Origin of the sequence: Corynebacterium lactis RW2-5, assembly GCF_001274895.1 — a bacterium.
Taxonomy (GTDB): domain Bacteria; phylum Actinomycetota; class Actinomycetes; order Mycobacteriales; family Mycobacteriaceae; genus Corynebacterium; species Corynebacterium lactis.
This window is the reverse complement of the sequence record NZ_CP006841.1, coordinates 667,806-692,677: the sequence shown is the minus strand read 5'-3', so window position 1 is coordinate 692,677 and position 24,872 is coordinate 667,806. Positions and strand designations below refer to the sequence as shown.

Sequence of the window (24,872 nt, the reverse complement as noted above, 5' to 3'; positions counted from 1 at the left end):
TCTATCGCTGTCCCTCTGCAGCTGGGCATGCTTTTCGCAGTGAGCAGAACTTGCAATGGTCACCCGCGATTGCGAAAGCCTTGGGCCCCACCACGGATTCTGCCGCCTTTTTCACCCTTTGCTTCCATTGATTAGCTTGCTCTTCGGTCAGTTTTGCCTGTTCCCGGGTGGCAATGGACCCTTTAGCGGGCTTTCGCGGATAGACCAAGTACGCCCCGGAGGTGTCCACGCCATCGCCGCTGACAATCTCGGTGCCTTTTGCGCTGTGGATCAGCTGTCCGCAGGACAGCGCGAGTTGATACGTTGCCAGCTGTGCGTGATCCTGCACCTCTTCCTTCGAAGCAGGGTTCTTCGCCGTCTTAATGTCGACGATTTGCAGAGCACCATCAGAATCTGCAATCAGCCTATCGATCCGGCCAACAATCGTGACGTCTTGATTCAACGCCACCTTGACCTTTACCTCAGACCCCATATCGTTCTTCGCCGAGATCCAGTGATCCCATGCGTGCAAGGCTTCCACCCAGCGCTCTATCTCCTGGTTTCGTCTCCATTCAGGGTCCCCAGACAAATCTGCAAACACTCGGCGAATTTCCTCTGTCGCCTCCGGCACCGATACGCCCTTGGAAATTGCTTCGGCCGCCAGGTGGAAGACCGAGCCCAGATGCATTGCCTCGCTCGGTGAAGATTTGTCCATCATCGCCTTCAGCGGGCACTTGAGCGCACTTTCAATTTTCGAAGGATTAACCACAATCGGCTTGCCCTCAATCAGTGCAACATCTGTAGACGGAGGTCGCAAGCCCCACCAAGAATTCGGGTGAGCCCCCGGGACTTCCTCTTTCGCCAACCGAGCCAGCTGCCGAGCCGCTTGCCGACGGCGAGTCTCGGTTTCTTCAGGAGACACTGCCGCCGCTCGCAACTCGGCCAACAGGGATTCCAACGATAGGACGCGGAGAGTCTGCTCATGGGAATTTCCCGATAGCGTGTCCGTGCTCTTACCGTCACTTTCGGCATCGCCATCGTTCTGGCCCACCGCGGTATTCACGACGGTTTCGACATTCACGATCGCTTCGGGGAAGGCCTCTGCCAACTCGTTGACGAATGGGCTGGGGACACCGACCTCGTCCGGAGAATTCACCGCAGTTATGAGCAGCTCGTCGGATGCACGGGATACCGCGACGTGCATCAGGCGACGTTCTTCCGCGAGCTGATCCGCCATCGCCACAACATACTCGCTGGGGGCGATTCCGTGGTCCATCAGGCCAATGAACTGGTCCTGTTTCATAACAGAGCCCGTGACCCCGAAATTCGGCCACACGCCTTCCTGGACACCTGCCACGACTACTACGGACCATTGCCTCCCCAGCGCAGCGTGAGCCGATAAGATTCGGACCGCATCCCGCTCGATTCCGCTGCGATCCCGCGTCCCGATTGGTAGCTCCTGCTCTTCCACCGAGGTGATGAAGCCGCTCAATGAAAGCTTAGGGTTCAGCTCCACACTGTCGCCTGCGAAATCGAATAGCGCCATTACCGCGTCCAGGTCCCTATCGGCCGATGCCCCAGCGGCTCCACCTCGCAGCGACGCCGCAGTGAGGTGCTCCGCGAGCCCGGTTGCGCTCCACAGCGCCCACAGTGTCGATTCCACCCCGCCGGCAAGTGCCTCCCTGCCCTCTTTGAGAATTGCCAACGGTACAGCCAGCGCTTTCTGTTCCCTCTCCGCAAGCTGCACTATAAGAGCCTGTTGCGCCGAACTCAGATGATCTGCCCGCAGCAAGCCAATAAGCTGCTGCTGAGCTGCTGCTCCGCCCAAATCTGCGCGACGAATTCCGCGAAGCAGTCGTGCTTTGATAATTGGATCCATGTTGACCAAGGGCCCCGCGAGAAACTCATCCCATTCATGATCCTGCAGCCGGTTTTCGGTCGCCTTAGCCGCAACTAGCAGAGAGCGAACCAGGCGCTGCTGGCTTAGCACTACATCCGTGGGATCAACTTGGACAGGAACTCCCGCCCGCGATAAGGCTCGGAAGAGCGAAGTTTCCCCCGCTCCGGCACGGACAATAACAGCCATGTCCCGCCACGCAATTCCTCGCTCTGCATGCGCCCGGCGCAAATAATCCGCAATAGTTCCGCGCTCCGCCAGCGACGTCGGCAACGTGGAGATGCGCACCGAGGCGTGCGCTCTGCTCACTTTCTGCTCTGCCGGTTTTTCTCGTTCGACCATCCCCGCAGATTCAATGCCGCGGTAGGAGGGAGGCTTCGGCAGCTTCTGTGCCACGGCATTGGCCACGGCCGCCACTTCCGGGCGGCACCTGTACGAATGCTGTAGCTCAATTACCTGGCCGGATTCGCCCCGGCCTGCATTGCGAAGATACTCATTGCTCGCTCCACGAAAGTGAAATACCGACTGATCCTCATCCCCCGCAATCACGGCTACCGCCGCCTGCTCGACAAAGCGGTGGACAAGGCGCGCAGACTCCGGAGAGAGATGCTCCGCATCGTCTATCAGAACAATTTCCTTGCCCCATCGCGAAAGGACCGACGGGTCTAAATCAATTTCCGCCAGTGCCTTGGTGACAAGCTCCGCAGCGTTCAAGCTCGGTTCCCATGCGAGACGCATGGTCTGCTGATACTCATCCATAAATTTTCCGGCGGCGACCCACTGCTCAATACCCTCTTCTTCCCCTAGTTTCTGGAGATCCGAACCGTCTAGACCGCGTTCCGCCGCTCGCAGCAGAAAGTCACGGACAGCTCGTGCCATCCCCAGATAGGACAAAGCCGGGCGTAAGGACTGCGGCCAGTAGCTGCCCCCATCCTCAGCATGGCCCGCCAGCAATTGTCGAACAACCGCATCCTGGCGGGCGCCTGTGGTCAACGATGGCTCCGGCTCACCCCGTCCTACCGCCGCATCCCTCACTACGGCGAATGCCAGAGAATGCAGGGCGCGTACCATGCCACCGGGCCCAGCGCCCTTCAACCATTCCGAAGAGTTCTCCCCCGCCGACTCCGCATGATGGGCAGCCAAACGCGCATCTACGTTTTTGCGCAGTTGCGCCGCCGCCTCTTTGGACTGCGCAATTACTAGTATCCGTTCCGCGGGGACTCCGGCCAGCATGTAGTCCACGGCGAGATCCACCAACAAAGAGCTTTTTCCCGTGCCCGGCCCACCCAAAATCCCGACAACGGGCTGCCGCGATACGCTACCGCCAACGACCAGGCCCGGGTTTAGCGATGGCAATAGCAACTCAGCCTCAGTGCCCCGCCAGGACCGCGCCGAAGCCAGCCCTCCCTGGACAAAACGGACTTTCGGCATCCCCTCTAGCTTCATGCCATACATTGTGACACAACTTGCGGACAGGTATCGCACTTTTGTTCGAATATGAGCGAGAGTAGGCCGATAGCCAGGAAAAACCCCGCGGGAGAGGTTGCCCCCCCCCTGCGAAAGAGTCAACACTGAAAAAGACGCCGCCTAGCCCCCGCCCGCCACTAGCCTCCGACGAATGCGCGAACCAGAGAGGCCGCTCGGGCCAAACCTCGGTATGCACCCGGCTGCGACTCGGGGTGCACTGCATGGACAAAGAGTCGGTAACAAGCCGCACGCACCAAGAGAGGCCCAAAATCAGGCAGATGGTCGAAGCGACGAAGCAATTCTTCGTCTGCACCCATCATCGACAAGCTATCGACTGCCGTAAGCGCGGCGGTCCACCCACGGACATGCCATGCCGGCACGATATCCGTGAGAATCGGCGCCGTGGAGCCGTCGTAAAGCAGGGTGCCCACAACATCTGCGTGGCAGATCTGCACATACTCTGCGGGGACGACAAGCTCGTCGCGGTGCGCGAGCAAATCGCCGGCGGTAGTCAGGGCCTCGGCGCAATCGGAGCGCGGGATACTGTTTGGGTCTAGAACCTGCTCGAGTAGCTCGATAGGATCTGCTGCCCAGGAAGCGCGATCACAGGTCACGAATAAGTCCGGCTTCCGATCGACGAGGAACTGGGGCCGGGAAATTCCCGCCAGCGATTCCTCGATACGAGCCGCGGCGACAATGGTTTCGTCCGCACGCGGGACTAGCTCCCCACCTACGAAATGACGCGCCTGCCAACCTGCGAGTATCTGGCGACCATCTGAGGTTCGTACTGAGCTGGCAACCCGCACGCCGTCAATGTCCGCGGCATCACGTAACTTCGCTGACCACAGCGCCTGTGCCGGATTGTGCACGGGAGACAAGACGATTGAGCCGTACACCCACCCGTTATCCCAGGCACGACCCGCTCGCGTAGGTTCGCCCTTCGCCCCGAAGGCGTCAAGGACATGCTGCGGAGGGGTCTTCAAGTCTGCCGGCATGAGTTCGGCTACCTCGCTTCCTGAGTCGGTGCCGCCTGCTTATCCTGCGGCCCCATCGGGTACGGCCATCCATTTGGAGCGCACTTCTTGCCGTCTGGAGCATAGACCTCGTTGGGGTCAATGCGATGCAGCTCATCATTAGACAGGCTGAGCGTCTGCTGCATCATGATTGGCGCCATTGCGCCATCAACCGCACACGGCTCGTGCGAGGCATACCCCAGACCGTGACCGACCTCGTGATTCACAAGGTACTGGCGGTAGAGTCCCAGGTCACCTTGGAAAGCAATAGTCCCTCGCGACCATCGCGCATTGTTCACGATGACGCGGCCGGGCTCCCCATCCGACTGGCCAGAGATAAAGCAGGACGTCTCCATCCCGAGGGTATTTCCGCAAATCTGATGCGCGGTCTCGGTCGCCACAAGCTGAATCAGCATGGTGGGTTTACGGTCCTTTTTCACGGCTTCGAAGGAGTAGCGCTCATCAGCAGTCCAACCTCGCGGATCGGCGAAGATTGCGTTTACAGTCGCAGCGAAGGCATCACCACCGCCACTGAGAGTCGCATCCACTGTGCTTTCCACCTCAACGGCGTAGGCCACCGGCTTCTCGGAGCCCTTCCCCACCTTTGGCTGGGGCAGCGAAACTTCCTTAAACTCCCCCGAGGACTTCTCCGCAAACGGAGGGCCCGGCGGCAGATCCCCCACCTCAAAACTGGAGTTGTACTTCTCAGCCGGGATAGGCCCCGGCTCACCGCTTCTCTCCTCGCTTGCCGACGACTCCATGGTGGCCTGCCCCTGCGTCGATCCCTGAGATGGGGCAAAGATATCGAACAGAATGACGGCCGTAAGCACGACAAGAACGGGGATGGCGTAGGCGCGCCATCCCCACTGCCTAGCGATGTGAACGAGAAACGGTTCCTGCTGCATTAGGCGAAGAAGCCGACCTTCCGGTCGGACACGCTACCGGTGCGGACGTAAGCGACCTTTTCGGCCTGCACGAGATAGGTCTGACCGGAGCCATCCGTCAGCTCGATAACCCCCTCACCGGCTTGCAGCTTGGCGACAATGTCTGCCTTCTTCTCTTCCCCACCGGAGACGTTTTCAATGCTGAGCTCGCGAGTGTTGGCTACGAATCCAATAGTGATATCCATAGGTGACATCATAACCATTCTCAAAGAAGCTAGGATTAACCCTGAACTGATAAATCGATTGTTTTCCTGAATATAAGGAGTCGCCGTGGCAGTGTCCCCGTCCCCGACATTCGTCGAACTGGGAGTCGCAGCCGAGATTTGCGATGCGCTGGAGGGCCAGGGCATCACCCGCACTTTTGCTATCCAGGAGCTGACACTGCCCCTGGCGCTCGACGGCACCGATATCATCGGCCAGGCCAGAACCGGCATGGGTAAAACCTTGGGATTCGGAGTCCCCCTAATCGACCGCGTTTTTGACGATGCTCGAATTCCAGAACCGGACGGCACCGCGCGCGGTCTGATTATTGTCCCCACGCGCGAACTGTGCGTCCAGGTCGGCGAGGATCTTCACCACGCCGCGGCATCCACGAACCTTCGCATCTGCACCATTTATGGCGGGCGCCCCTACGATGAGCAGATTGAACAGCTCGAATCCGGTGTCGACATTATCGTCGGCACACCGGGGCGCCTGATTGACCTTTATCAGCGCGGCAGCCTCGAGCTATCGGGCGTTGCAGTTCTGGTTCTCGACGAGGCCGACGAGATGCTAGATCTCGGCTTCCTCCCGGATATCGAGAAAATCCTCGCTGCGGTACCTCAGGAACGCCAAACAATGCTCTTTTCCGCCACGATGCCGGGGCCGATTCTAACCCTGGCACGCACTTTCATGCAGCGGCCGGTACACATCCGCGCGGAGTCTGGCGAGGAAGAAGCTACTGTCCACGAGACAACGAAGCAGGTCGTATTCCAGTCTCACCAGATGGATAAGGTCTCGGTTATTGCCCACATCCTGCAGGCTAAGGGGCGCGGTCGCACCATTATCTTCGCCCGCACCAAACGCGGAGCAGCTTCCGTCGCAGAGCAACTGGGAGAACGTGGATTCCTGGTCACCGCGGTCCACGGAGACATGGGCCAACCCGCTCGAGAGCGCTCCCTCACCGCGTTCCGCACCGGCGACGTCGATGTTCTAGTAGCCACCGATGTCGCAGCGCGCGGCATCGATATCGATGATGTAACGCACGTTATTAACCACCAGGTTCCGGACGACGAAATGACTTACGTCCACCGCATCGGCCGCACTGGCCGCGCCGGACACAGCGGTGTCGCGATCACCCTTGTGGGCTGGGACGAGCTGCAGAAGTGGAAGATGATTTCTGACTCGCTGAATCTGGACATGGCGGAAATCCCCACTTGGTTTTCTAACTCACCCGAGCTGGCCGAAGCCCTGGACATCCCCGAGGGAGTCGAAGAAAAGGTAGGGCCTTCCCGTCCGGTCCTCGGAGCCCGTCCACCGCGAGGCCGCGACGGCAGGGGTGACCGTCGTAACCGAAGTGCCCGCGGTGCCCGCGACGGCGGAGACGGCCGCAGGCCTCGCCACGGGGATAGGAGGCGACGCCGTTAGGCGTCTTTAACAGTGCCGAAAAGAGCAACGCAACCTTCAAGGCAATTACCTGGGCATGCATGTTCTCCTGCGCCCAAACATCGAGACCGCCGACTCCGACGCAATCGTGTCGCGTCGGCCTCGATTGTTGCTGCGGTCGCATTAGTTTCCGGCTGGACATGGTGGACCGCCCCTGTGCGGGGAGTCGACCGCACCCAAGTTCCCGGCGCAACAGCCGCAGCGGCCGCGAGAGTGCAGGCCCCTGCAGCAAACGACCCCGCGTCGATGCCCGTGAGCCTGGCTCCGCAATGGTCGACCAAGGCGGATTTGGCGACGAAGTCTGACGCTGTAGCCCAGGCACCGATTGCCATTGAGGATTTGATTGTCATCCCCGAAAGCCAAGGGCTGCGCGCATTGGATGTCCAGACCGGCGAGGAACGCTGGCACTATAGGCGCGACATTGACCTGTGCGCACTTTCGTCCAGCGACGGTTTGATTTTCGCAACGTTCAAGGGGCCCGCGGGATGCGGTGAAACGGTGTCCCTGCAGCCGGCCACCGGCGAGTACGTTGCTACCCGCCGCTCCGTCGCCCCCGACCAGCCTGCGACAATTCGGTCCAATACATACGCAGGTATCTACAGCGAACGATTCCTGGAGCTTTGGCGCAATGACCTGGTTCGGGTGGTCGAGTATGGAGACATCCCCGCGGCCGCTGAACCTAAATTGCAACCTCACCCGGAATGCTCCATTATCAGCGCACTCACCCGTGTGGAATTCCTGGCGGTGCTCAACGATTGTAGCGGGCAGGCTCGCCTCGTACTGCAGGACTCCAAGCCGGAGGAATCGCGGAAACCTGAAGTTGCCGCCGATATCGAATTGGGCAGAACCGTCCCGGGGATGCGGTTAGCTGCGGTCGGCCAGGATACGGCAGCCGTCGTCAGAGGCACCGAGATCCTTTCCTACCGTAGCGACGGAACGCTCCTGAGCAGTACCCCCCTGCCTGCGAACTCACCCGAGGCAAAACCCGTCTTGCCAGCGCAGGACGACACCCAGCTACCTCGGACCCCCTACACCGCGGACCTCCCCCACCACATGACGTGGTTTTCTGCGGCGGGACTCATCGGATTCAACCCGAACGAGCTCGATCAGGCTTTCGTTTTCCCGGAGGCCACCGGAACCCCCGCCCCCTGGGGCAAGCACATCCTCATGCCCGTCTCAAACGGTATCGCAGTGATTGACGGAGACGCGCTGAGAGTCATCGGTACACTGCCGCTGCCTGCCGAACTGCAAGCGGGTGGGACCGACGGACCGTCGGCAAGCGAACAGGGCCCCACTGCCCTTGCTGTAATCGGAGACACGCTCGTTGTGCAGCGTGGTAAAAATGTCAGTGCGCTGCGGATTATCGCCTAGCGGCAGCTACATCGACCTTGCCGCCCAGTCGACGGCCTTGGGGTTAAACATGCAGAATAGCGCGGCGATGGCGCATAGGGCAGTCGGGATTGCCAGGCTCAGCGCCCCCGAGGTGAACATGTAGTACGAAACGCCGGCCAGGCAGAGGTTCAGCATGATAATCGGACCTCGCCCCCAGCGGGCCCCGCGCAGCAGCATTACCGCGCCGGCCATAACCGCGCCAAAGATCAGAAAAAACCACAGAGCAGTGCCCCAGCCCGAGATGACCGCAGCCTGGTCTCGGTACCCCATAAGGTCACGGACGACGAGGAACACCCCGTAGCCCAGCCCCAGAACGCATTCTGCGATTCCAATCCATGCCCCGGCCAGCACCGATTTCGGCGCCGCGATACCCACGGAGCCCGCCTGCTGCTGAGATTCCGAAGCGGAACGAGATGAAAAATTTCGCGAGGAAGTCACGGCTTACATGTTAGCCACGCGCACACCTGTCCATGCATTACCCTTGGCGTGTGCGTGCGCTGCTTATTTCTAACCCAAACTCGACGACGAACACCCCGGCCGCGATGAAAGACATCGTGACCGCACTTCGCTCTGTCGAATCGCTGATCATCAAGTCCGTCTTGACGGCATACAAGGGCCACGCTACAGACATCGTCACAGGCCTGACTGCGAAGGATTTTGACTACGTCATCTGTCTCGGCGGCGATGGTACTGTCAACGAGACCGTAAACGGAATGCTCGGATCGGACCCGTTTTCTGCGCCCGCGGCAGATGATTTGCCCACACTCGCCATCGTCCCGACGGGCAGTGCCAACGTTCTCGCGGGTTCGCTGGGCATTCCGCGCAACCCCGTCGACGCCGCCTGGTACGTGGCGGGACTTATTAGCCGCGGTATACGCAGCTCCATCAGCATCGGTCACGCGGCGGACCGCTGTTTCGTAGTCAACGCCGGCGTCGGCATCGACGCTGAGGTAATCGCCACAATGGACGGACTTCGCAGCGGAGGAACGCGAGCTTCCTACTTCCGATACCTGCCGGAGGTCTACCGAGCCTGGCGCGGCATCCAGTCCAACCCACCTCGAATTAGCGCAACAGTCGACGGCCGCGAACTGGGCCGCGACATCCCAATCGCTATTGTCTCCAACGCGAATCCCTGGACCTTCCTCGGCGATCTTCCTGTGGTGACCAACCCGAAGATGTCTGTCCACTGCGGCCTGGGGTTCTACGGAGTCACTTCCCTTCAAGGGATTGCGGGCCTGGTCACCGCGGCGAATCTGGCCGGGGCTCTCACGGGGCTGCGAGATACCTTCCGAGTGCCGGAGCGAGAGATCCGCGCGGACGACGCGCAGGAAGTTCATTTGGAAACCAGCCGCCCGCTGAAGTTCCAGCTCGACGGCGAGTACATCGACGAACGCACCGAGCTTCTCATCAGGGTCAAGAAACGGGGAATCAATGTCGCCGCGCTTGCCGACGACTACACTGCCTCGCGTTTCACCAAAACCGTGGCGTCCCGCCCGGTGGAAGAACGCCTTTTGAATATGCTCGGCAAGCGCGTGATAGACAGGCTCCGGAGAAGGTCCCGGCAGTCCTAGGGGAGGTACTTGGCCAGGGCCACATACACCTCCACGGCCGCTTTAACCAAAACGGCCAATTACCCCCACAAGCGGCTACTCTTGACCTGGCTTTTTAACCTAAACTTCACTTTCTTGTGAGCTTTAGCACTTTTATTCATTTTCCTCTTTACGAAACTGCAATCACATGTAATCATGTACTCGTCAGCGGGACAGGCAAAAGACCTACTACTTAAGTACCTTGAGCCAGTCCTGCATTTTTAGGCCCTTATTTCGATAGCCGGCCGTTATCCCGCATGCGGATAATCACCGGACTTCACCTCGTTTTAGAAGCCTAAAAGCCAGAGAAATTCAGGCAATGAACCCCCGATTTCGCAGTAGTTGCCGAAATCCATTCCTGCTTTTCTCGCCCGCACGAACTATTTCGCCCACACCCGGGCCAGTAACTTTTACTAGGAGATTGTCATGGATTGGCGTCACAAGGCCGTATGCCGCGAAGAGGATCCGGAACTTTTCTTCCCGGTCGGAAACTCCGGCCCGGCTCTGGCACAGATTGCAAAGGCAAAGGTCGTCTGCAACCGTTGCACCGTTACCTCCCAGTGCCTCGCTTGGGCACTCGAGACCGGCCAGGATGCCGGCGTCTGGGGTGGCATGAGCGAGGACGAGCGTCGCGCGCTCAAGCGCCGTCGCAACCGCGGACGCGCACGTCGCACCCGCGCCACCGTCTAAAAGAATCACTCTGATTAAAGGGGTTACACGGCGACCGTGTAATCTATACCGGTTGAAACAGTTGACCCGATAGAAGGAGGGCTGAGCGCATGAGCAAGCGTGGCCGTAAGCGCAAGGACCGTCGCAAGAAGAAGGCTAACCACGGACGTCGTCCGAACAGCTAAGTCGCACTTAAGCTGCAGCCTGCCGATTCATTTCGGCCTTGATTATCTCCGCCCCGCACCTGGAGCCAGCCTCTAGGACGCGGGACGGGGATTTTCTTTTTCTACTTGCCTGCCTGGCGTTTTGTCTCTGTCGGACGGCGAGGAGTAGGGTTAAATTCGTTGCCAAGGGGTGCTCCATTAGCACCAACCAAGGTAGCTGTTTCGGGGCTATAGCTCAGTTGGTAGAGCGTTGCGTTCGCAATGCAAAGGTCAGGGGTTCGATTCCCCTTAGCTCCACCAAAAATCCGCACCGGGTTCGGCGGTTACGCCGACCCGGTGTTTTCTTTAGCCCGGCGGCGAGCCCCACCGCCGCGCTAGCCCCGCCGGTAGTCCACCGAGGTATAGGAAACGCGGATTCGGGTAGTAATGCGCCGCCGCAGCTCAGCCGGCGCGGACTGCTGGCAGCAACGGCGAAGCAGCTGGCGAATGGCCTGTTCGGATCCGAACTCCTCGAGGCACTGCGGACACTCGTGAATGTGTTCGTCGAGGAAGCGGCGCTCATCGGGATCACATTCCCCGTCCAGGAAAGCGTGCAGACGGCGGTGGACGTCCTTACAGAATTCGCTGTCGCATCCACCCGTAGCCGAATGGTCTGGGGCGTGAGCGTGCCCCTTCTCGTCACCGGTGTCCTTGCTCATCGCGGAGATTCCTCCTTCTGCTTCTTCTCTTCCCTCAAGAAGCCGCGTTCCACAGCTACGTTGTGCAACGCCTCTCGGAGTTGTTTTCTTCCACGGTGCAACCGACTCATCACCGTACCGATAGGAGTGTCCATAATTTCGGCAATCTCCTTGTACGGCAGCCCTTCGACATCTGCGTAGTAAACCACCATGCGGTAGTCCTCTTTCAGGTCCATCAGGGCCTGCGAGATTTCATCGTCGGGGAGCTTGGCCAGCGCTTCGACCTCTGCGGAGCGCAACCCCATCGACTCGTGCGAGGCGGTCTCCGCAATCTGCGAATCGGTGATGTCATCCGTCGCGTACTCCGCAGGGCGACGCTGAGCCTTGCGGTAATTGTTGATGTAGGCGTTGGTGAGAATTCGGTACAGCCATGCCTTCAGGTTCGTGCCCGGCTTGTAGGAGCGGAAGCCCTGGAAGGCCTTCATGTAAGCGTCCTGGACCAGATCCTCGGCGTCCGCCGGATTCCGAGTCATGCGCAGCGCCGCGCCGTAGAGCTGGTCCAGCAGAGGCATAGCATCGCGCTCGAAGCGCTCCGCAAGCTCCGCGTCCGACTCATCGGTACGTACCGACGACGTTGCTGTCTGATCACCTGACATGCCCCTAATCCTAGTTCATCGCACGCCGCACGCATGGCACAGCCGTCTGCGCAGCGACTTAAGCATTCGCGGGCATCCGCGCGGAGGCTGGTTCTTCGCGCGGAGCTGAAACGAATGCGATAACACCGTTCTGCGGGTTTTGTGCCACGATGGGGCTCATGTCGAAGAAGTCCACAAAGAGCTCGAAGAAGTCCAAGAAGAACGCCTCCTACGGCGCAACACCCGCCATTGCCGCATGTCAGAAGGCCGGAATCGAGTTCGAGGTGCACCAGTTTCCCCACGGTGACGACAATTTCGGCGAAGAGGCCGCGTCCTGGCTCGAGGAGCACCTCGGGGTCGAGCCCGAGCGCATCTTCAAAACCCTCATCATCGAGCTCTCCGGCAAACGCACGGGTCTTGCAACGGCGGTCGTGCCCGCCACGGGAATGCTCAATCTGAAGGCTGCCGCTGCCGCGCTAGGTGCGTCCAAAGCGGCGATGGCTGACCCGCACGAGGCCAGCAACTCCACCGGCTACATCCCGGGAGGAATCTCCCCTCTCGGGCAGCGCCGTCGCCTGCCCACCGTCATCGACGAGTCCACCACACTTTTCGACACGGTTTTCGTCTCCGGTGGTCGCCGCGGTTGGGACATCGAGCTCTCCCCCGCAAACCTGGCCTCGCTTACCGACGCTGTCGTCGCCGACATTGCCCGCTAGTCAGCGTTAGAGCAGCTGCGTCTGGCCTCCGGGGTCGTCGAGAAGGTGCGGCCCGTCGTTGGCAACGTTGCCGACAGCGCGCCCGACTTCCCGGACCGTCAATTGCGACACCAGGTCCGGAGCGGTCACCCCTACGTCGCCTTCGCTGGCCCAATCGGCCTGGTCGAGCCAGTCGGCGACCTCACCGTCGGCAAGCACACGAGGCATGCGGTGATGGAGATCAGCCAGGTGCCCTACTGCGGCGGTGGTGAGAATGGTGGCGGACACGACGCTGCCCCAGCGCGCCCAGAGCCCGGCGACAGTGAAAACCGGGGCGGAGTGTGTGGGTGCGCCCGGGCCGGAGAGGCTGACGAAGTAGGGCCGACCATCACGCCACTCATACCAGCCATTCATGGGGATCACGCATGGCTGACCGTCACGGAAGGTGGGCTTATCGCGCCAGGTCTCGCTCCGGGCATTGAAGTACGGGGTCGTGGGAATCTCGCGGGCCCAGTGCGGGATGAGTCCCCATCTGACGGTAGCCGCGATAGTTCCCGGTGTCTGTGGGGCTGCGTCTACCTGCTTTGGGCCGCGCGCGAGCGCCACAACCGGCATAGTCGGTCCGATGTTGTAGCGTTCCGAAGGCAGTGGACCATCCGCGATGATTGGGTCAAGCCCATCGATGCGAGAGAGGATGCCCAGCAGTTCCTCCTCGACGGTGAAGGTGACAAAGCGACCACACATGTCTCCGATTGTGCCCCGAAACGGGCGAATCGTGACGAAATCATTGAATATAGCCTGAGCTATGGGCCCCTCCGGTCGAGGTTCCACACCGGTTTGTTCCATAATTGTTTACGTGTGTTCCCAAAATAAGAATTGGCCCGCCCCGACAGTCGACCTTGCTGGAGACCCGGCAGGTAAAAATGCCACCGACGAGGCCCGACCACCGTTCGCCGCGACGGTCACGGTCGGCGGCTCGAAGTCAATCACCAACCGGGCGCTCGTCATCGCAGCACTATCGTCTACCCCCTCGACGATTCACGGAGCTCTGCGCTCCCGCGACACAGAGCTGATGATGAACGCACTCCGGGCCATGGGAACCGAAATTCACGCCAATTCGGACTACGCGGGAGCTCCGAACCACACGCTCAAAATCACCCCTCACAAGCTGCGCGGCGGCGTGGTCGAATGCGGGCTGGCGGGCACCGTCATGCGCTTCGTCCCTCCGATCGCGGCAATCGCCCAGGGCGCGGTCTTCTTCGATGGCGATCCGGAGGCTCGCGTGCGGCCGATGTCCGCTGTCCTCGAAGCGCTTCGAGGACTCGGGGTCCAGATTGACGGCGACCGACTTCCGTTTACGGTCAATCCGCAGGGGCCGAACCGGGGCGCAACATTGGGAGACTCCGTCCAGCCCGAGCACACGCCCGACATTGGCGGCGAGGTCGAGATTGATTCCTCCGCGTCCAGCCAGTTCGTCTCCGGACTGCTGCTGGCCGCACCGCACTACGGTCGTGGGCTCATTCTGCGCCCCACCGGCGAGGTCCCCTCACGCCCGCACATCGATATGACCATCGACATGCTAAACGAGGCCGGGGTCGAGGTGGACGAGCGCGAGGTCTCGACACCCAATGGCCCGCGCACTGTATTCGAGATCCGCCCGACCGAGATTAAAGGACGCACCTGGGTCATCGAGCCGGACCTGTCCAACGCAGCGGCCTTCCTCGGTGCCGCCGCCGTTACCGGCGGAACCGTGACCATCCCGGACTGGCCGGCGCAAACCACCCAGCCCGGCGATCAGATTCGCGACATTCTCTCCCAGATGGGCGCAACCGTCACTTTCAACGAGTCCCCAGACGGCCGTCACAGCCTCACCGTCACCGGCCCGCGCCCCGGCGAGCTGCGCGGCGTTGAGCTCGACATGTCCGCCATCGGCGAGCTCACCCCAACCGTCGCAGCCATCGCGGCCCTGGCAACCACTCCGTCCGTCCTCACCGGCATCGCACACCTGCGCGGCCATGAAACGGACCGCCTCGCCGCGCTGACCACCGAAATCAATCGTCTCGGGGGCAAGGCCACCGAGCTTGACGACGGCATCCGCATCGACCCCGTTCCTCTGCACGGGGGTCTCTGGCATTCCTACGCGGATCACCGCATGGCAACGGCCGGCGCGATTATCGGCCTGCGCACCCCGGGTGTTGTGGTGGAGAACATCGCAACGACCGCAAAGACGATGCCGAACTTCGATATGCGCTGGATGAAGATGCTCGGAATCGACGCTCCGTCGCCCGCAGAGCTGGCTGAACAGGTAGCCCGACAGCTCGACGCCCCCGACGGACCCGCCGGTGAGAATTTCGCGGATAAAGTCTCTAAGGCGGTTGACTAACCGTGGCTGCGCGCAGGCGCGGTGGCCGTCAGTGGGACGAATCGGATATCCGCATTCGCCCGGGAAAAGGCTCGAGGCCCCGCACTAAGGACCGCCCGGCGCACGCCGACGCCCACTGGGGCATGGTGGTCACGAAGGATCGCGGCCGCTGGGGCGTCGTGCTGGATGAGGCTCCGGACATCACCGTCGTGTGCATGCGAGCCCGTGAACTGGGGCGCACAAATATCGTCGTCGGTGACCGGGTGGGCATCGTCGGCGACGTCAGCGGCCGCGAGGGTAGCCTCGCCAGGATTGTGAAGCTGGCAGATCGTTCTACGGTTCTGCGCCGCACGGCCGACGACAACGACCCCTATGAACGTATTGTCGTCGCAAACGCATCGCTACTGCTCATCGTCAGCGCAGTGGCGGACCCGCCACCGCGCACGGGCTTCGTGGAACGCGCCCTTGTCGCGGCATACGCCGGCGGGGTGCGCCCCGTCTTGTGTCTGACTAAGTCGGACCTCGCAGACCCTGAGGAGTTCGCCGCCGAATTCCGAGAGCTAGGCGTCGAGGTGGTGGTCTGTGGCGTGGAGGACGATCTTGCGCCGCTCCGCCAACTGGTCGATGTGCCGGGACGGGTCAGCGCCCTGATCGGCCACTCCGGTGTCGGCAAGTCCACGCTGGTCAATCGCCTAATCCCCGATGCCAACAGGATGACGGGCGCCGTCAGCGGCGTCGGCAAGGGACGCCACACGTCGACCCAGTCTGTGGCGCTGGTGTTGCCCCCGTCGGAAAGCGATGCAGGCGGTGTCTCGAACGGCGGTGGGGAGACAGAATCCGGCGAGGCAGCGTGGATTATCGACACCCCGGGAATTCGCTCCTTCGGCCTGGCCCACGTGACACCCGAGACGGTGCTGGAGGTATTTCCGGATCTTGCCGAGGCGGCGCAAGAATGTCCGCGCGGCTGCACACACCTGGGACCACCTGCGGATCCCGAGTGCGCATTCGACAAACTCGAGGGGGCTCTCTACCGTCGCGCTATGGCGGTGCGCAGGCTGCTCGGAGCGCTGGCATCCAATGAGGATTGGGAGCTAGACATTGAGCGAGACTGACCATCCAGAACCGACAACTTGGGTTCGGCTGTGCATCTATACCTTCGTCATCGGCCTGGCTACGGGCCTCGTCGCAGCTGGCCTGGCGCTGACCATGCACGGCATCGAGTGGTTGGTCTACGGCCAGCACGAGGGCGATCTGGCCGTCGTGACGGACGGGACCACGGGCATGCAGCGCTTCGTGGGCATCGTCCTGGCGGGCCTGGTCGCGGGCCCAGCGTGGGCCGCGCTGAGGAAACTCGCAACGCCTATTGAAAGTGTAGAGGCCGGTATGAACGGTCGCTTGATGCCCGTGTGGGCGACGCTGGCCAACGTAATGCTCCAGATGGCGACCGTCGCCGCAGGTGCTTCGATGGGACGCGAGAACGCGCCCAGAGAGGCCGGAGCAATGATGGCCTCGCAGCTGTCGGAGCGACTCAAGGTAGACCTGCTGACCAGGAGAATCCTGGTGGCTGCAGCCGCGGGCGCCGGGCTCGGCGCGATTTATCACATCCCCCTGGCCGGGGCGATCTTCTCGCTTGAGATTCTCCTCGGCTCGCTGTCCATCACCGCGGTGATGGTCGTGCTGGCCTGCTCCGCGGTGGCGACCGTCACTTCGGGCATCGTCGTGGGCAATAGCCCCCTCTACAACCCAATCGGGCTGTCCGAGGGCTGGGGCAACCTGGGCGCAGCGTTGCTCCTCGGGGTCGTATGCGGTGCCGCCGGGTATGCCTTTCGCTTCGCCAGCTCTCGCGCTTGTGAGAAGGCCCCCACCGGCTGGCATGGTGCCTGGTCCATACCGCTGGCGTTTACCGCGGTGGGCGTGGTGTCCCTGTGGCTTCCTGAGGTACTCGGCAACGGTCGCATCGCAGCGTCGACGGTGCTGTTGGACCGGCCGCTGCTGGGGTTCGCGGTCATGCTGCTCGCGGCGAAAACCATTGCCGTGCTGATGACGTTCCGCTCCGGCGCGGTCGGCGGCGTGCTGACCCCGGGCTTTGCCATCGGCGCGCTCAGCGGCTTCATCGTCGGATGCTTAGTCGAGCCCATCATGCCATCGATTCCGCTGAGCGATTACGCGCTGTTGGGAGCCGCAGCGTTCTTGTCCGCTTCGATGGCGGCTCCGTTCTTCGCGCTGATCGTCACAGTCGAGTTCACCGGGCAGAGCTCGGAGTCCTACCTCGCACTCTTCCTCGCTGCAGCGACCGCCTCCCTAACGGTAGCTATCATCCGCTCCAGCCTGGGACTTCCGCGCAAGCAGCACATGCCCTGGAACAAAAAACCCGCTGCGGAAAGCGCCACGGAGAAGTCTGCGGTGAAACCTGCAGATAAGCCTGCGGAGCCCAAGAAGTCCTAATGCGTCGAGCGCCCCGTGTACGCGCGAACAATCTCACGCACTGACGGGCGCAGGCGTTTAAGCAGACGCAGGCCCGTAGCTAGGCCGCGGCGCGGACTAGCGGTCCCGTCGAGAGCGGTTTCGATTTCCGGATGCTTCCTAAAGGCATCGTTTGAGCGCACCTCCGGCGCGTTATCCGGATCCGCGACGAGGAACCGATCCGGCAGGGATAGCTTCAGTATTGTGCGCTGAACCTGAAGGAACTGCTTCGGGAAGGATCCCGTGTTGTATGGCAAGTCGTACTCACGGCAAATCTCCTGCACCTGCTTGGAGATCTGCGCCAGCCTGTTGGAGGGCATATCCGGGTAGAGATGATGCTCGATCTGGTAGTTCAGATTTCCGGACAAAACTGACAGCGCCAGCCCTCCGTGGAAGTTTGCCGACCCCAGCATCTGCCTCAGGTACCACTCGTTTTTATTTTCGGTGCTGTACTGCTCTTTGGTGAAGGTCTCGGCGTCATCCGGGAAGTGTCCGCAGAAGATTACCGCGTACGCCCACACGTTTCGGGCCAGGTTAGCCATCATATTCGCGAAAGCCACCTGCTTGTAGCGCGGCCCGGAGATTGCCGGAAAGAGGACGTAATCCTTCAGCAACTGCCTGCCGGATTTCGCAAAGACCTCCATCAGCTGGGCGCGGGTCTCAGACCACTCCTTCTTACCTGCGAAGACGCGACCCAGTTCCACGTCGTAGAACGCGACGGCCCACTGAAACAGGCTGGCAAGCACGACATTTGTCGCCGGCTGTAGCAGGGTGGTCGGTTTCCAGCGGCGGTCACGGGTGACGCGTAGGATGCCGTATCCCACGTCGTTGTCCATGCCGATGACGTTGGTGTACTTGTGATGCACGAAGTTGTGCGAATGCTTCCATCCAGACGACGGGCACGAGTTATCCCACTCCCATGTCGCGGAGTGAATTTCGGGGTCGTTCATCCAATCCCACTGCCCGTGCATGGTGTTGTGGCCGATCTCCAGGTTTTCCAGGATCTTCGCCAGCCCCAGTGCGGACACTCCCGCCCAGGTAAATCCCCAATGAGCAGTGTTTTTCCAGCTCTTTGGCAGCAGGTTCAGCCGGTCTAAGGCCAGCCCCGCCGTGGGCACCATCAGCAGGCCGCGTCCGGAGGCCTCCAGCGTGCGCTGAATTCGGATTAGCGTGCGAATATAGCGGGCGTCGGCCTGCCCGAGTGTTTCGCGGTGCTGCTTCTCAATCTCGGTGAAGCGCCTCCCAATCTCCGCTACGTCTTCTTCGGTCAGGTGGGCGTAGGAGGCGATATCGGAAATAGCCATTGTCAAAGAGTCCTTCGCAGTTTCATCGCAGCTTCGCGACGGTGTCTAGATATCTAGGGTGTCTAATTCGTGTATTTTTGGGGCCTGTCATAGGTCGAAAGACACGTCCCCCACCGGCGCACACACGCATGTCCTAATCCGCTCTCCTGCTTCAAAGGTGTCACCGTTGCGAATATCCCGCACCGTTCCGTCGGAAAGCTGCTGAACACAGGTGGCGCAGATACCCATCCTGCATCCGTGCGGCAGCGTTACGCCGATCTGTTCCCCCGCTTCGAGGATGGTGGTCGCACCATCGACGCTAGCGGTTCCCCTGCTGCCGAAGTCCACAGTTCCGCCGGTTGTGCCGGCGCCCGCGCGGTCCACCGCGAAGCGCTCCGTCTTCACTCCGGGGAAGGATTCTTCCAGATCGGACAGCAGGCCTGTGGGGCCGCACGCAAACGCGCTTTCCGACGCCGCCAGCTGGCCAAAGTCCGGAATCATCTCAGCGACGGAGCCGCTATCCAGACGGGTCGCGGTCGCGGTGTCCCACTCGTGCAGCGTGTAGTCGAGGCTGCCCGAAGTAGCAGAGAGGTTTCGCAAGTCGTTAAGGAAGACCGCGTCTTCCTCACCTCGGTAGGAGTGGATGTGCACGACTTCCGAGGAGACTCCTCGGCGCGTTAGGTCCCTCAGAATCGAGATAACCGGCGTGACACCCGACCCTGCAGTAACAAAAGCGATGCGGGCCGGAACCGGCTGCGGCAGATGGAATTCGCCGGCGGGGGCAGCCAGCCGCACCACGGTTCCAGGCTCGGCGTAGGCGACTAGGTGCTGGGAAACAAAGCCCTCTTCGAGCGCGCGGACCGAAATTGTCAACAATCCATCTGCAGGTTTAGGCGCGTTAGTCAGCGAGTACGAACGCCAGAGATACTTGCCCCCGACGTCGACCCCAATCCCGATAAACTGTCCAGCTCGGAAGTCGGTGGGCACACCCCAGCCCGGCCGGATAACCAGCTCCGCGGTCGTCGGCGTGGTGCGGGTGACGGATTCGATTTGGCCGCGCAGACTGCGACGCGACCATAGCGGGTTGACCAGATACGTGTAATCATCCGGCAGCAGTGGCGTGGACAGGTGTTTAAATGCTCGCGACAATGTGCCGATAATGCTCACGCTTAGGCCTCCTCGTCTGGCAGCGAGGGCGCGCGACTAGGACTTGACCTTTTCGCTTTACTTACACCCTCAAAACTTACGATTTCGTAGCCTACGGCGCAGTAGGTTATTAGTCAAGTGCTAAAAACATATTTCTCTTGGAAAGGACACTGGGGGGCATGAAAAAAGGCCGGGCACACAACCCGGCCTTTACTCCCCTCCCCTATTCACTCCGCAGCTTCCCCGCCGCGACGGAACGCATGAAGCCTTTACATCAGCTCGACTACCATGCCCAGCTCTGCGACGTCGTACCACGCGAGCGGAATCTCCAGGGCATCCCCGACAGCCAGCTCCGCGTCCTCGTCCCCGAGATCGGCGGCATCAACGGCGGCGATAGCAGCCTGAACCTTCTCCTCCGACTGGGCAACGTCGATATGCAGCGCCGCGACGTCGGAAAGAGAAACAGGGCCAGTCAGCCGCACAACAGCCTCTCCCATATCCGACTGCGGCTCCGCGTCAACATCCGCGGAGACTACAACGCGGCGCAAAGCGAATTTCGCCCCCTCCGCTTCGGCATCGAGCAGGCGCAGGGAGGCGCGAGAGGCCTCGTCAAAGGCAATATCCGCCAGCTCCTCGTCGTCGCCATCAGTGTAGAAATCGCGCAAGGACTCGGTAACCGCGAATCCCCAACCGCTACGGGCGTGCAGCAAGCGGTCTTCGTTCAGCGATTCCAGCATCGAAAACGTAGCGGGAATGTAAACACGCATTAGAACTCGCCCTCAAGCCCGAGCAAGCCGGCAATCTCCACGACCGCACGGTCGAACTGCTGGTAGAAGACGCCGACCATCCCGTGGGAAACGGCTGCGTGAATGTTCTCGATCGAATCGTCCACGAAGACGCAATCGCGCGCAGGAAGCTCAATGCTGGCGGCAGCAATATCGAAAGCTTCGATGCTCGGCTTCTCGTGCCCGATCTCCCCCGAGAGATTGACGGCATCCACCAGGCCATCATCCTTTAGCTTGCGAATCGGATCCGCACCAGGACCGCCTGGGTCGTTCGAAAGCACAGCGAGGGCCACTCCACCGGCACGGGCCTCAACCAAAAGGTTGCGCCAGCGAGCCTGCTCTTCATCAGTGCCGTCGAGGACGCCACAGTAATCGATAATCATTCCGCGCATGGCAGATATGGTAATGCCCCCGGCAGAAAAATGTGACACCGACTCCAGCGAAAGCGCAAAATTTGTAGCAAAATAGGTACCACCGTGGGGGAAAACACAGAAATTATCGGGATTACAGGGGGGATTAATCCATGAATTACGCAGAACTCGCCATGCACGAGCACCTTGTCCCAGCATCGGGATTCAGGCTTTTGCACACGATTGATATGCGTAGCCGCGAGAAAAATACCCGCGAAATGCACAGCCTGCAGCCGAGGAAAACTGCTCCTCAAATCCAACGTGCCGTGCGCCAAAAGCCACAGAATACGGGTATCGGCGCCGAGGAACGGCGCAGCCTCGGCGGTATCACGCAACTCGTCTTCGACATCGTCGGGGGCCGCAGGCGTATCGATGGCCTGCGCAAAATCAGCGTTGACCCCAAGACGCACGCGGCACTGCTAACGCTTTCCAAGAACACCCATCTCAAGGGCGTCGCGCTGCAATCCTTTCATCCCAGTCTCTCCGTCTCTGGGGCGAAGATCGAGTTCATAGGCAGCTGCAGCATCGGCCCCCGAGTCCGCGCGTTCACCGGCACCTTCAGCCGGCGAAAAGAAAAAGGCTCCCGCACCTGGATGCTCACCGCCTTCCGCGTGATCTAGAAGCTGCCTCTTGCCGGCATCCTTATTAGTCTCGCGAGTGACGGAGGTTCCCAGGCGGGGTAAGCCCTTTAATTCAACAGAATTCGCTTGGTGACGGCCCTTAACGGCGACGCTTGCGGGCGGCCCTGCGGCGCTCGGAGCGGTTGCCCGGCTCGTCGTTGTCGACGCGCTGCTGCTCGGCGCTGCCGTCTTCGCTCGGCCCCGAGTAGGTCATCTGCGTCGGCGAAGCCCCTTCGTCGGTCGGCAGTTCTGCAGGCTGGCTCTCGGCCGAGCTATCGGAGCTCGGTATGATCTGGTTGCGGAGCAGGAAAATCTGGCGCACAGATTCTTCCTTGATGCCGTCCATCATGGCGGTGAACATGTCGTAGCCCTCACGCTGGTACTCCACCAGGGGATCCGCCTGAGCCATTGCGCGCAGGCCGATGCCCTCCTTCAGATAGTCCATCTCGTAAAGGTGTTCACGCCACTTCTGATCCATGACGTTCAGGATGGTGAAGCGCTCGATATTGCGCATCTGCTCTTCGCCGCCGATTGCCGAGACCGCGTCTTCGAGCTGATCGTAGCTAGCCGAGATGTCACTGTGCAGCGCACGCGACAGGTCAGCCGCAGACAGGTCGCCGGCCGCACCGAATTCATCGCTATCGATCAGTTCCTGCGAGCTGAAGGTCGGGCCATAGAGGGACTCGAGCGCGTGCCAGAGCTCGTCGAGGTCCCAGTCCTCCACATAGCCGTCCGCGGTAGCGGCACCGACGTAGGCGTCGATGACGTCATCTTGCATATCGCGCACCTGGGTCTTGAGATCCTCGCCCTCGAGAATGCGACGGCGCTCAGCGTAGATGACCTTACGCTGCTGGTTCATGACCTCGTCATACTTCAGGACGTTCTTACGAATCTCGAAGTTCTGGCTCTCCACCTGGGTCTGGACGCTCTTGATGGAGTTCGAGACGACCTTGGAATCAATCGGAACATCGTCCGGAACGTTCAGGGTGTTCATCAGCGCTTCCATGCGCTGGCCGTTGAACCTGACCATGAGCTCATCGCGCATAGACAGGTAGAAGCGGGTCAGGCCCGGGTCCCCCTGACGGCCGGTACGACCGCGGAGCTGGTTGTCGATACGGCGGGACTCGTGGCGCTCGGTGCCCAGGACGTACAGGCCACCGGCCGCGCGGACCTTCTCAGCCTCTTCCTTGGAGGCCTTGCGGACTCGCTCAATCTCCTTATCCCAAGCCTCCTGGTACTCCTCCGGAGTTTCCACCGGGTCCAGTCCCCGCTCGCGCAGGTTCAGGTCGGCGACGATGTCCGGGTTACCACCCAGGACGATGTCAGTACCACGGCCGGCCATGTTGGTAGCCACAGTAACTGCGCCGAGACGGCCAGCGAGCGCGACAATCTCAGCCTCCTTATCGTGATGCTTGGCGTTGAGCACCGAGTGCGCGATGCCCTCGCGCTGCAGGAGGCGGGAGAGATACTCAGACTTCTCCACCGACGTGGTACCGACCAGGACAGGCTGCCCCTTCTCGTGGCTCTCCCGAATGTCCTCGACGACCGCCGCGAACTTGGCTTCCTGAGTCTTGTAAATCAGGTCAGGCATGTCCTGGCGCTGATTCGGACGGTTCGGCGGGATGGCCATGACGTTGAGCTTGTAAATCTGGTGCAGCTCGGCCGCTTCGGTCTCAGCGGTACCGGTCATGCCCGACAGCTTCTCGTAGAGACGGAAGTAGTTCTGGAGCGTCACGGTAGCCAGCGTCTGGTTCTCGTTCTTGATCTCCACCCCTTCCTTGGCCTCGATAGCCTGGTGCATGCCCTCGTTGTAGCGGCGGCCTGCCAGAACGCGACCGGTGAACTCATCGACGATGAGAATTTCACCGTTGCGGATGATGTAGTCCTTATCGCGGGTAAAGAGCTCCTTTGCCTTCACCGCATTGTTCAGGTAACCCACCAGGGAAGAGTTCTCCGGCGCGTAGAGGTTCTTAATGCCCAGCTGATCCTCGACGAATTCGGCGCCTTCCTCGCGGATACCGATGGTGCGTTTGCGCTCGTCAACTTCGTAGTGAATATCGCGCTTCATCCGCGGAACGATCTGGGAAAACGCGAGGTACCAACGCGGGTCGCCGTCCGCCGGGCCCGAGATAATCAGTGGCGTACGCGCCTCGTCGATAAGAATCGAGTCGACCTCGTCGACGATGGCGTAGTTGTGCCCACGCTGAACCAGGTCGTCCAAGGAGTGCGCCATGTTATCGCGCAGGTAATCGAAACCGAATTCATTGTTCGTGCCGTAGGTGATGTCCGCGGCATAGGCGACACGGCGCTGATCCGGGGTCAGCTCGGAGAGAATAACGGAAGTCTCCAGGCCAAGGAAACGGTGGACACGACCCATCCATTCGGCATCGCGCTTGGCCAGGTAATCATTCACCGTGACCACATGGACGCCCTTGCCACTCAGCGCGTTCAGGTAGGCGGGGAGAACACAGGTCAGGGTCTTACCCTCACCGGTGCGCATCTCGGCAACGTTGCCATAGTGAAGCGCGGCACCGCCCATAATCTGGACCTTGTAGTGCTTCTGGCCCAGAACACGCCACGAAGCCTCGCGGGCGGTGGCGAAAGCGTCGAGAATCAGCTCATCGAGGTCTGCGCCATCCGCAAGCTTCTGCTTAAACTCATCCGTCTTAGCTCGCAGCTGCTCATCCGACAGGGCGGCGTAATCGTCTTCCAGAGAGATGACCTGATCCGCGATGTTTCCGAGCCGTTTTACGGCTCGACCTTCACCAACGCGGAGCAATTTGCTGAGCGAAAACACTAAATTAGGACCTTTCCGGCCGGATGAATCGTACTTCTGACTGTCAAGTGTTCAATTATACGACGAACCCGATCTTCTCATGAAAGGGACAGGTGCGTCTCTGGCACGCCGATGCTGGTAGACACGGCAACTCCCGGATGCAGCTTCGAAGGCAGGTTGGGCTCCGCCTATCCTGCTCCGCCTCCTATCCCCTGCGATTTCCACAGGCGACATAAAAAGCCGGGGCATCTAGCCCCGGCTG

At 60.9% G+C, this 24,872-nt stretch carries 23 protein-coding genes and 1 tRNA gene; 11 read left to right on the top strand and 13 right to left on the bottom strand.

Annotation, left to right across the window (positions count from 1 at the left end):
- Position 1: 1 nt before the first annotated feature.
- The 4 genes from CLAC_RS02905 to CLAC_RS02890 all read right to left on the bottom strand — a co-directional run bounded on the left by CLAC_RS02905 (position 2) and on the right by CLAC_RS02890 (position 5,485).
- Positions 2–3,322: an ATP-dependent DNA helicase gene (locus tag CLAC_RS02905; RefSeq protein ID WP_245621949.1), complete on the bottom strand. Its 3,321-nt coding sequence runs from the start codon at positions 3,320–3,322 to the stop codon at positions 2–4.
- 158 nt (positions 3,323–3,480) lie between these two features.
- A complete protein-coding gene (locus CLAC_RS02900; RefSeq protein WP_053411615.1) occupies positions 3,481–4,338 on the bottom strand; it encodes a TIGR02569 family protein in 858 nt (285 codons plus the stop codon).
- 8 nt (positions 4,339–4,346) lie between these two features.
- Complete coding sequence (locus tag CLAC_RS02895; protein WP_053411614.1) at positions 4,347–5,261, bottom strand: DUF3152 domain-containing protein; 915 nt, start codon at positions 5,259–5,261, stop codon at positions 4,347–4,349.
- Positions 5,261–5,485 (bottom strand): DUF3107 domain-containing protein, encoded by a 225-nt coding sequence (locus CLAC_RS02890; RefSeq protein WP_245621948.1) that lies wholly within the window; start codon positions 5,483–5,485, stop codon positions 5,261–5,263. Before CLAC_RS02890 ends, CLAC_RS02895 begins: the two co-directional genes overlap by 1 nt.
- Before the next feature lie 85 nt (positions 5,486–5,570).
- Here CLAC_RS02890 and CLAC_RS02885 point away from each other — a divergent pair, with 85 nt between their 5' ends.
- Together CLAC_RS02885 and CLAC_RS02880 are read left to right on the top strand one after the other, a co-directional pair.
- A complete protein-coding gene (locus tag CLAC_RS02885) occupies positions 5,571–6,926 on the top strand; it encodes a DEAD/DEAH box helicase (protein WP_053411612.1) in 1,356 nt (451 codons plus the stop codon).
- Between the two features lie 12 nt (positions 6,927–6,938).
- A complete protein-coding gene (locus CLAC_RS02880) occupies positions 6,939–8,315 on the top strand; it encodes an Rv3212 family protein (RefSeq protein WP_483772857.1) in 1,377 nt (458 codons plus the stop codon).
- Positions 8,316–8,321: 6 nt separating this feature from the next.
- Here CLAC_RS02880 and CLAC_RS02875 read toward each other — a convergent pair whose 3' ends face one another.
- The gene (locus CLAC_RS02875) at positions 8,322–8,774 is read right to left on the bottom strand and encodes a hypothetical protein (RefSeq protein WP_425388801.1); all 453 of its coding nucleotides are present in this window, start codon (positions 8,772–8,774) and stop codon (positions 8,322–8,324) included.
- A 50-nt stretch (positions 8,775–8,824) separates the two neighbouring features.
- Here CLAC_RS02875 and CLAC_RS02870 point away from each other — a divergent pair, with 50 nt between their 5' ends.
- The 4 genes from CLAC_RS02870 to CLAC_RS02860 all read left to right on the top strand — a co-directional run bounded on the left by CLAC_RS02870 (position 8,825) and on the right by CLAC_RS02860 (position 11,058).
- Positions 8,825–9,907, top strand: a complete 1,083-nt coding sequence (locus CLAC_RS02870) for a diacylglycerol/lipid kinase family protein (RefSeq protein ID WP_245621947.1) — start codon at positions 8,825–8,827, stop codon at positions 9,905–9,907.
- Positions 9,908–10,351: 444 nt separating this feature from the next.
- Complete coding sequence (locus tag CLAC_RS02865) at positions 10,352–10,615, top strand: WhiB family transcriptional regulator (protein WP_053411611.1); 264 nt, start codon at positions 10,352–10,354, stop codon at positions 10,613–10,615.
- A gap of 89 nt (positions 10,616–10,704) precedes the next feature.
- Positions 10,705–10,779 carry a 50S ribosomal protein bL37 gene (locus tag CLAC_RS13130; protein ID WP_099298023.1) on the top strand — a complete coding sequence of 25 codons (75 nt, stop codon included), beginning with the start codon at positions 10,705–10,707 and terminating at the stop codon, positions 10,777–10,779.
- 203 nt (positions 10,780–10,982) lie between these two features.
- Positions 10,983–11,058: transfer RNA gene (locus CLAC_RS02860), tRNA-Ala, on the top strand.
- Positions 11,059–11,132: 74 nt separating this feature from the next.
- On the opposite strand, the gene rsrA is transcribed toward CLAC_RS02860, so the two are convergent.
- Both rsrA and CLAC_RS02850 read right to left on the bottom strand, forming a co-directional pair.
- On the bottom strand, positions 11,133–11,456 hold the full coding sequence (rsrA, locus tag CLAC_RS02855) for a mycothiol system anti-sigma-R factor (protein WP_053411610.1): 324 nt from the start codon (positions 11,454–11,456) through the stop codon (positions 11,133–11,135).
- On the bottom strand, positions 11,453–12,091 hold the full coding sequence (locus tag CLAC_RS02850; RefSeq protein ID WP_053411609.1) for a sigma-70 family RNA polymerase sigma factor: 639 nt from the start codon (positions 12,089–12,091) through the stop codon (positions 11,453–11,455). The genes rsrA and CLAC_RS02850 overlap by 4 nt, the downstream gene beginning before the upstream one ends.
- A 158-nt stretch (positions 12,092–12,249) precedes the next feature.
- Between CLAC_RS02850 and ybaK the strand changes: the two genes are divergently transcribed.
- Positions 12,250–12,786, top strand: coding sequence for a Cys-tRNA(Pro) deacylase (gene ybaK / locus CLAC_RS02845; protein ID WP_053413228.1), 537 nt, complete (start codon positions 12,250–12,252; stop codon positions 12,784–12,786).
- Between the two features lie 6 nt (positions 12,787–12,792).
- On the opposite strand, the gene CLAC_RS02840 is transcribed toward ybaK, so the two are convergent.
- Positions 12,793–13,509, bottom strand: coding sequence for an SOS response-associated peptidase (locus CLAC_RS02840; protein WP_053411608.1), 717 nt, complete (start codon positions 13,507–13,509; stop codon positions 12,793–12,795).
- Between the two features lie 112 nt (positions 13,510–13,621).
- On the opposite strand from CLAC_RS02840, the gene aroA reads away from it, so the two are divergent.
- The 3 genes from aroA to CLAC_RS02825 are packed head-to-tail and all read left to right on the top strand — an operon-like array spanning position 13,622 to position 17,572.
- Positions 13,622–15,148, top strand: a complete 1,527-nt coding sequence (gene aroA, locus CLAC_RS02835) for a 3-phosphoshikimate 1-carboxyvinyltransferase (protein WP_053411607.1) — start codon at positions 13,622–13,624, stop codon at positions 15,146–15,148.
- A 2-nt stretch (positions 15,149–15,150) separates the two neighbouring features.
- Positions 15,151–16,239 carry a ribosome small subunit-dependent GTPase A gene (gene rsgA, locus CLAC_RS02830; protein WP_053411606.1) on the top strand — a complete coding sequence of 363 codons (1,089 nt, stop codon included), beginning with the start codon at positions 15,151–15,153 and terminating at the stop codon, positions 16,237–16,239.
- Complete coding sequence (locus CLAC_RS02825) at positions 16,226–17,572, top strand: chloride channel protein (protein WP_082313055.1); 1,347 nt, start codon at positions 16,226–16,228, stop codon at positions 17,570–17,572. The genes rsgA and CLAC_RS02825 overlap by 14 nt, the downstream gene beginning before the upstream one ends.
- Here CLAC_RS02825 and CLAC_RS02820 read toward each other — a convergent pair.
- The 4 genes from CLAC_RS02820 to CLAC_RS02805 all read right to left on the bottom strand — a co-directional run bounded on the left by CLAC_RS02820 (position 17,569) and on the right by CLAC_RS02805 (position 21,196).
- The gene (locus CLAC_RS02820; RefSeq protein ID WP_053411605.1) at positions 17,569–18,894 is read right to left on the bottom strand and encodes a fatty acid desaturase family protein; all 1,326 of its coding nucleotides are present in this window, start codon (positions 18,892–18,894) and stop codon (positions 17,569–17,571) included. The genes CLAC_RS02825 and CLAC_RS02820 overlap by 4 nt on opposite strands.
- Positions 18,895–18,981: 87 nt before the next feature.
- Positions 18,982–20,040: a flavin reductase family protein gene (locus CLAC_RS02815; RefSeq protein WP_053411604.1), complete on the bottom strand. Its 1,059-nt coding sequence runs from the start codon at positions 20,038–20,040 to the stop codon at positions 18,982–18,984.
- Between the two features lie 248 nt (positions 20,041–20,288).
- Entirely contained in the window at positions 20,289–20,786 is a 498-nt protein-coding gene (locus tag CLAC_RS02810) for a DUF6912 family protein (protein ID WP_053411603.1), read from the bottom strand.
- Positions 20,786–21,196 (bottom strand): HAD-IA family hydrolase, encoded by a 411-nt coding sequence (locus CLAC_RS02805; protein ID WP_053411602.1) that lies wholly within the window; start codon positions 21,194–21,196, stop codon positions 20,786–20,788. Before CLAC_RS02805 ends, CLAC_RS02810 begins: the two co-directional genes overlap by 1 nt.
- 131 nt (positions 21,197–21,327) lie before the next feature.
- Between CLAC_RS02805 and CLAC_RS02800 the strand changes: the two genes are divergently transcribed.
- A complete protein-coding gene (locus CLAC_RS02800; RefSeq protein WP_053411601.1) occupies positions 21,328–21,834 on the top strand; it encodes a hypothetical protein in 507 nt (168 codons plus the stop codon).
- A 100-nt stretch (positions 21,835–21,934) separates the two neighbouring features.
- Here the strand turns inward: CLAC_RS02800 and secA are convergent, their stop codons facing one another.
- Positions 21,935–24,631 (bottom strand): preprotein translocase subunit SecA, encoded by a 2,697-nt coding sequence (secA, locus tag CLAC_RS02795; protein ID WP_053411600.1) that lies wholly within the window; start codon positions 24,629–24,631, stop codon positions 21,935–21,937.
- Between the last annotated feature and the right edge of the window lie 241 nt (positions 24,632–24,872).

Excerpts from the sequence above, each read along its gene's own strand:
- CLAC_RS02905 (WP_245621949.1), bottom strand. The coding sequence starts at position 3,322 with ATGAAGCTAGAGGGGATGCCGAAAGTCCGTTTTGTCCAGGGAGGGCTG.
- CLAC_RS02900 (WP_053411615.1), bottom strand. The coding sequence starts at position 4,338 with ATGCCGGCAGACTTGAAGACCCCTCCGCAGCATGTCCTTGACGCCTTC.
- CLAC_RS02895 (WP_053411614.1), bottom strand. The coding sequence starts at position 5,261 with ATGCAGCAGGAACCGTTTCTCGTTCACATCGCTAGGCAGTGGGGATGG.
- CLAC_RS02890 (WP_245621948.1), bottom strand. The coding sequence starts at position 5,485 with ATGGATATCACTATTGGATTCGTAGCCAACACTCGCGAGCTCAGCATT.
- CLAC_RS02865 (WP_053411611.1), top strand. The coding sequence starts at position 10,352 with ATGGATTGGCGTCACAAGGCCGTATGCCGCGAAGAGGATCCGGAACTT.
- rsrA (WP_053411610.1), bottom strand. The coding sequence starts at position 11,456 with ATGAGCAAGGACACCGGTGACGAGAAGGGGCACGCTCACGCCCCAGAC.
- CLAC_RS02850 (WP_053411609.1), bottom strand. The coding sequence starts at position 12,091 with ATGTCAGGTGATCAGACAGCAACGTCGTCGGTACGTACCGATGAGTCG.
- ybaK (WP_053413228.1), top strand. The coding sequence starts at position 12,250 with ATGTCGAAGAAGTCCACAAAGAGCTCGAAGAAGTCCAAGAAGAACGCC.
- CLAC_RS02840 (WP_053411608.1), bottom strand. The coding sequence starts at position 13,509 with ATGTGTGGTCGCTTTGTCACCTTCACCGTCGAGGAGGAACTGCTGGGC.
- CLAC_RS02820 (WP_053411605.1), bottom strand. The coding sequence starts at position 18,894 with ATGGCTATTTCCGATATCGCCTCCTACGCCCACCTGACCGAAGAAGAC.
- CLAC_RS02810 (WP_053411603.1), bottom strand. The coding sequence starts at position 20,786 with ATGCGTGTTTACATTCCCGCTACGTTTTCGATGCTGGAATCGCTGAAC.
- CLAC_RS02805 (WP_053411602.1), bottom strand. The coding sequence starts at position 21,196 with ATGCGCGGAATGATTATCGATTACTGTGGCGTCCTCGACGGCACTGAT.
- CLAC_RS02800 (WP_053411601.1), top strand. The coding sequence starts at position 21,328 with ATGAATTACGCAGAACTCGCCATGCACGAGCACCTTGTCCCAGCATCG.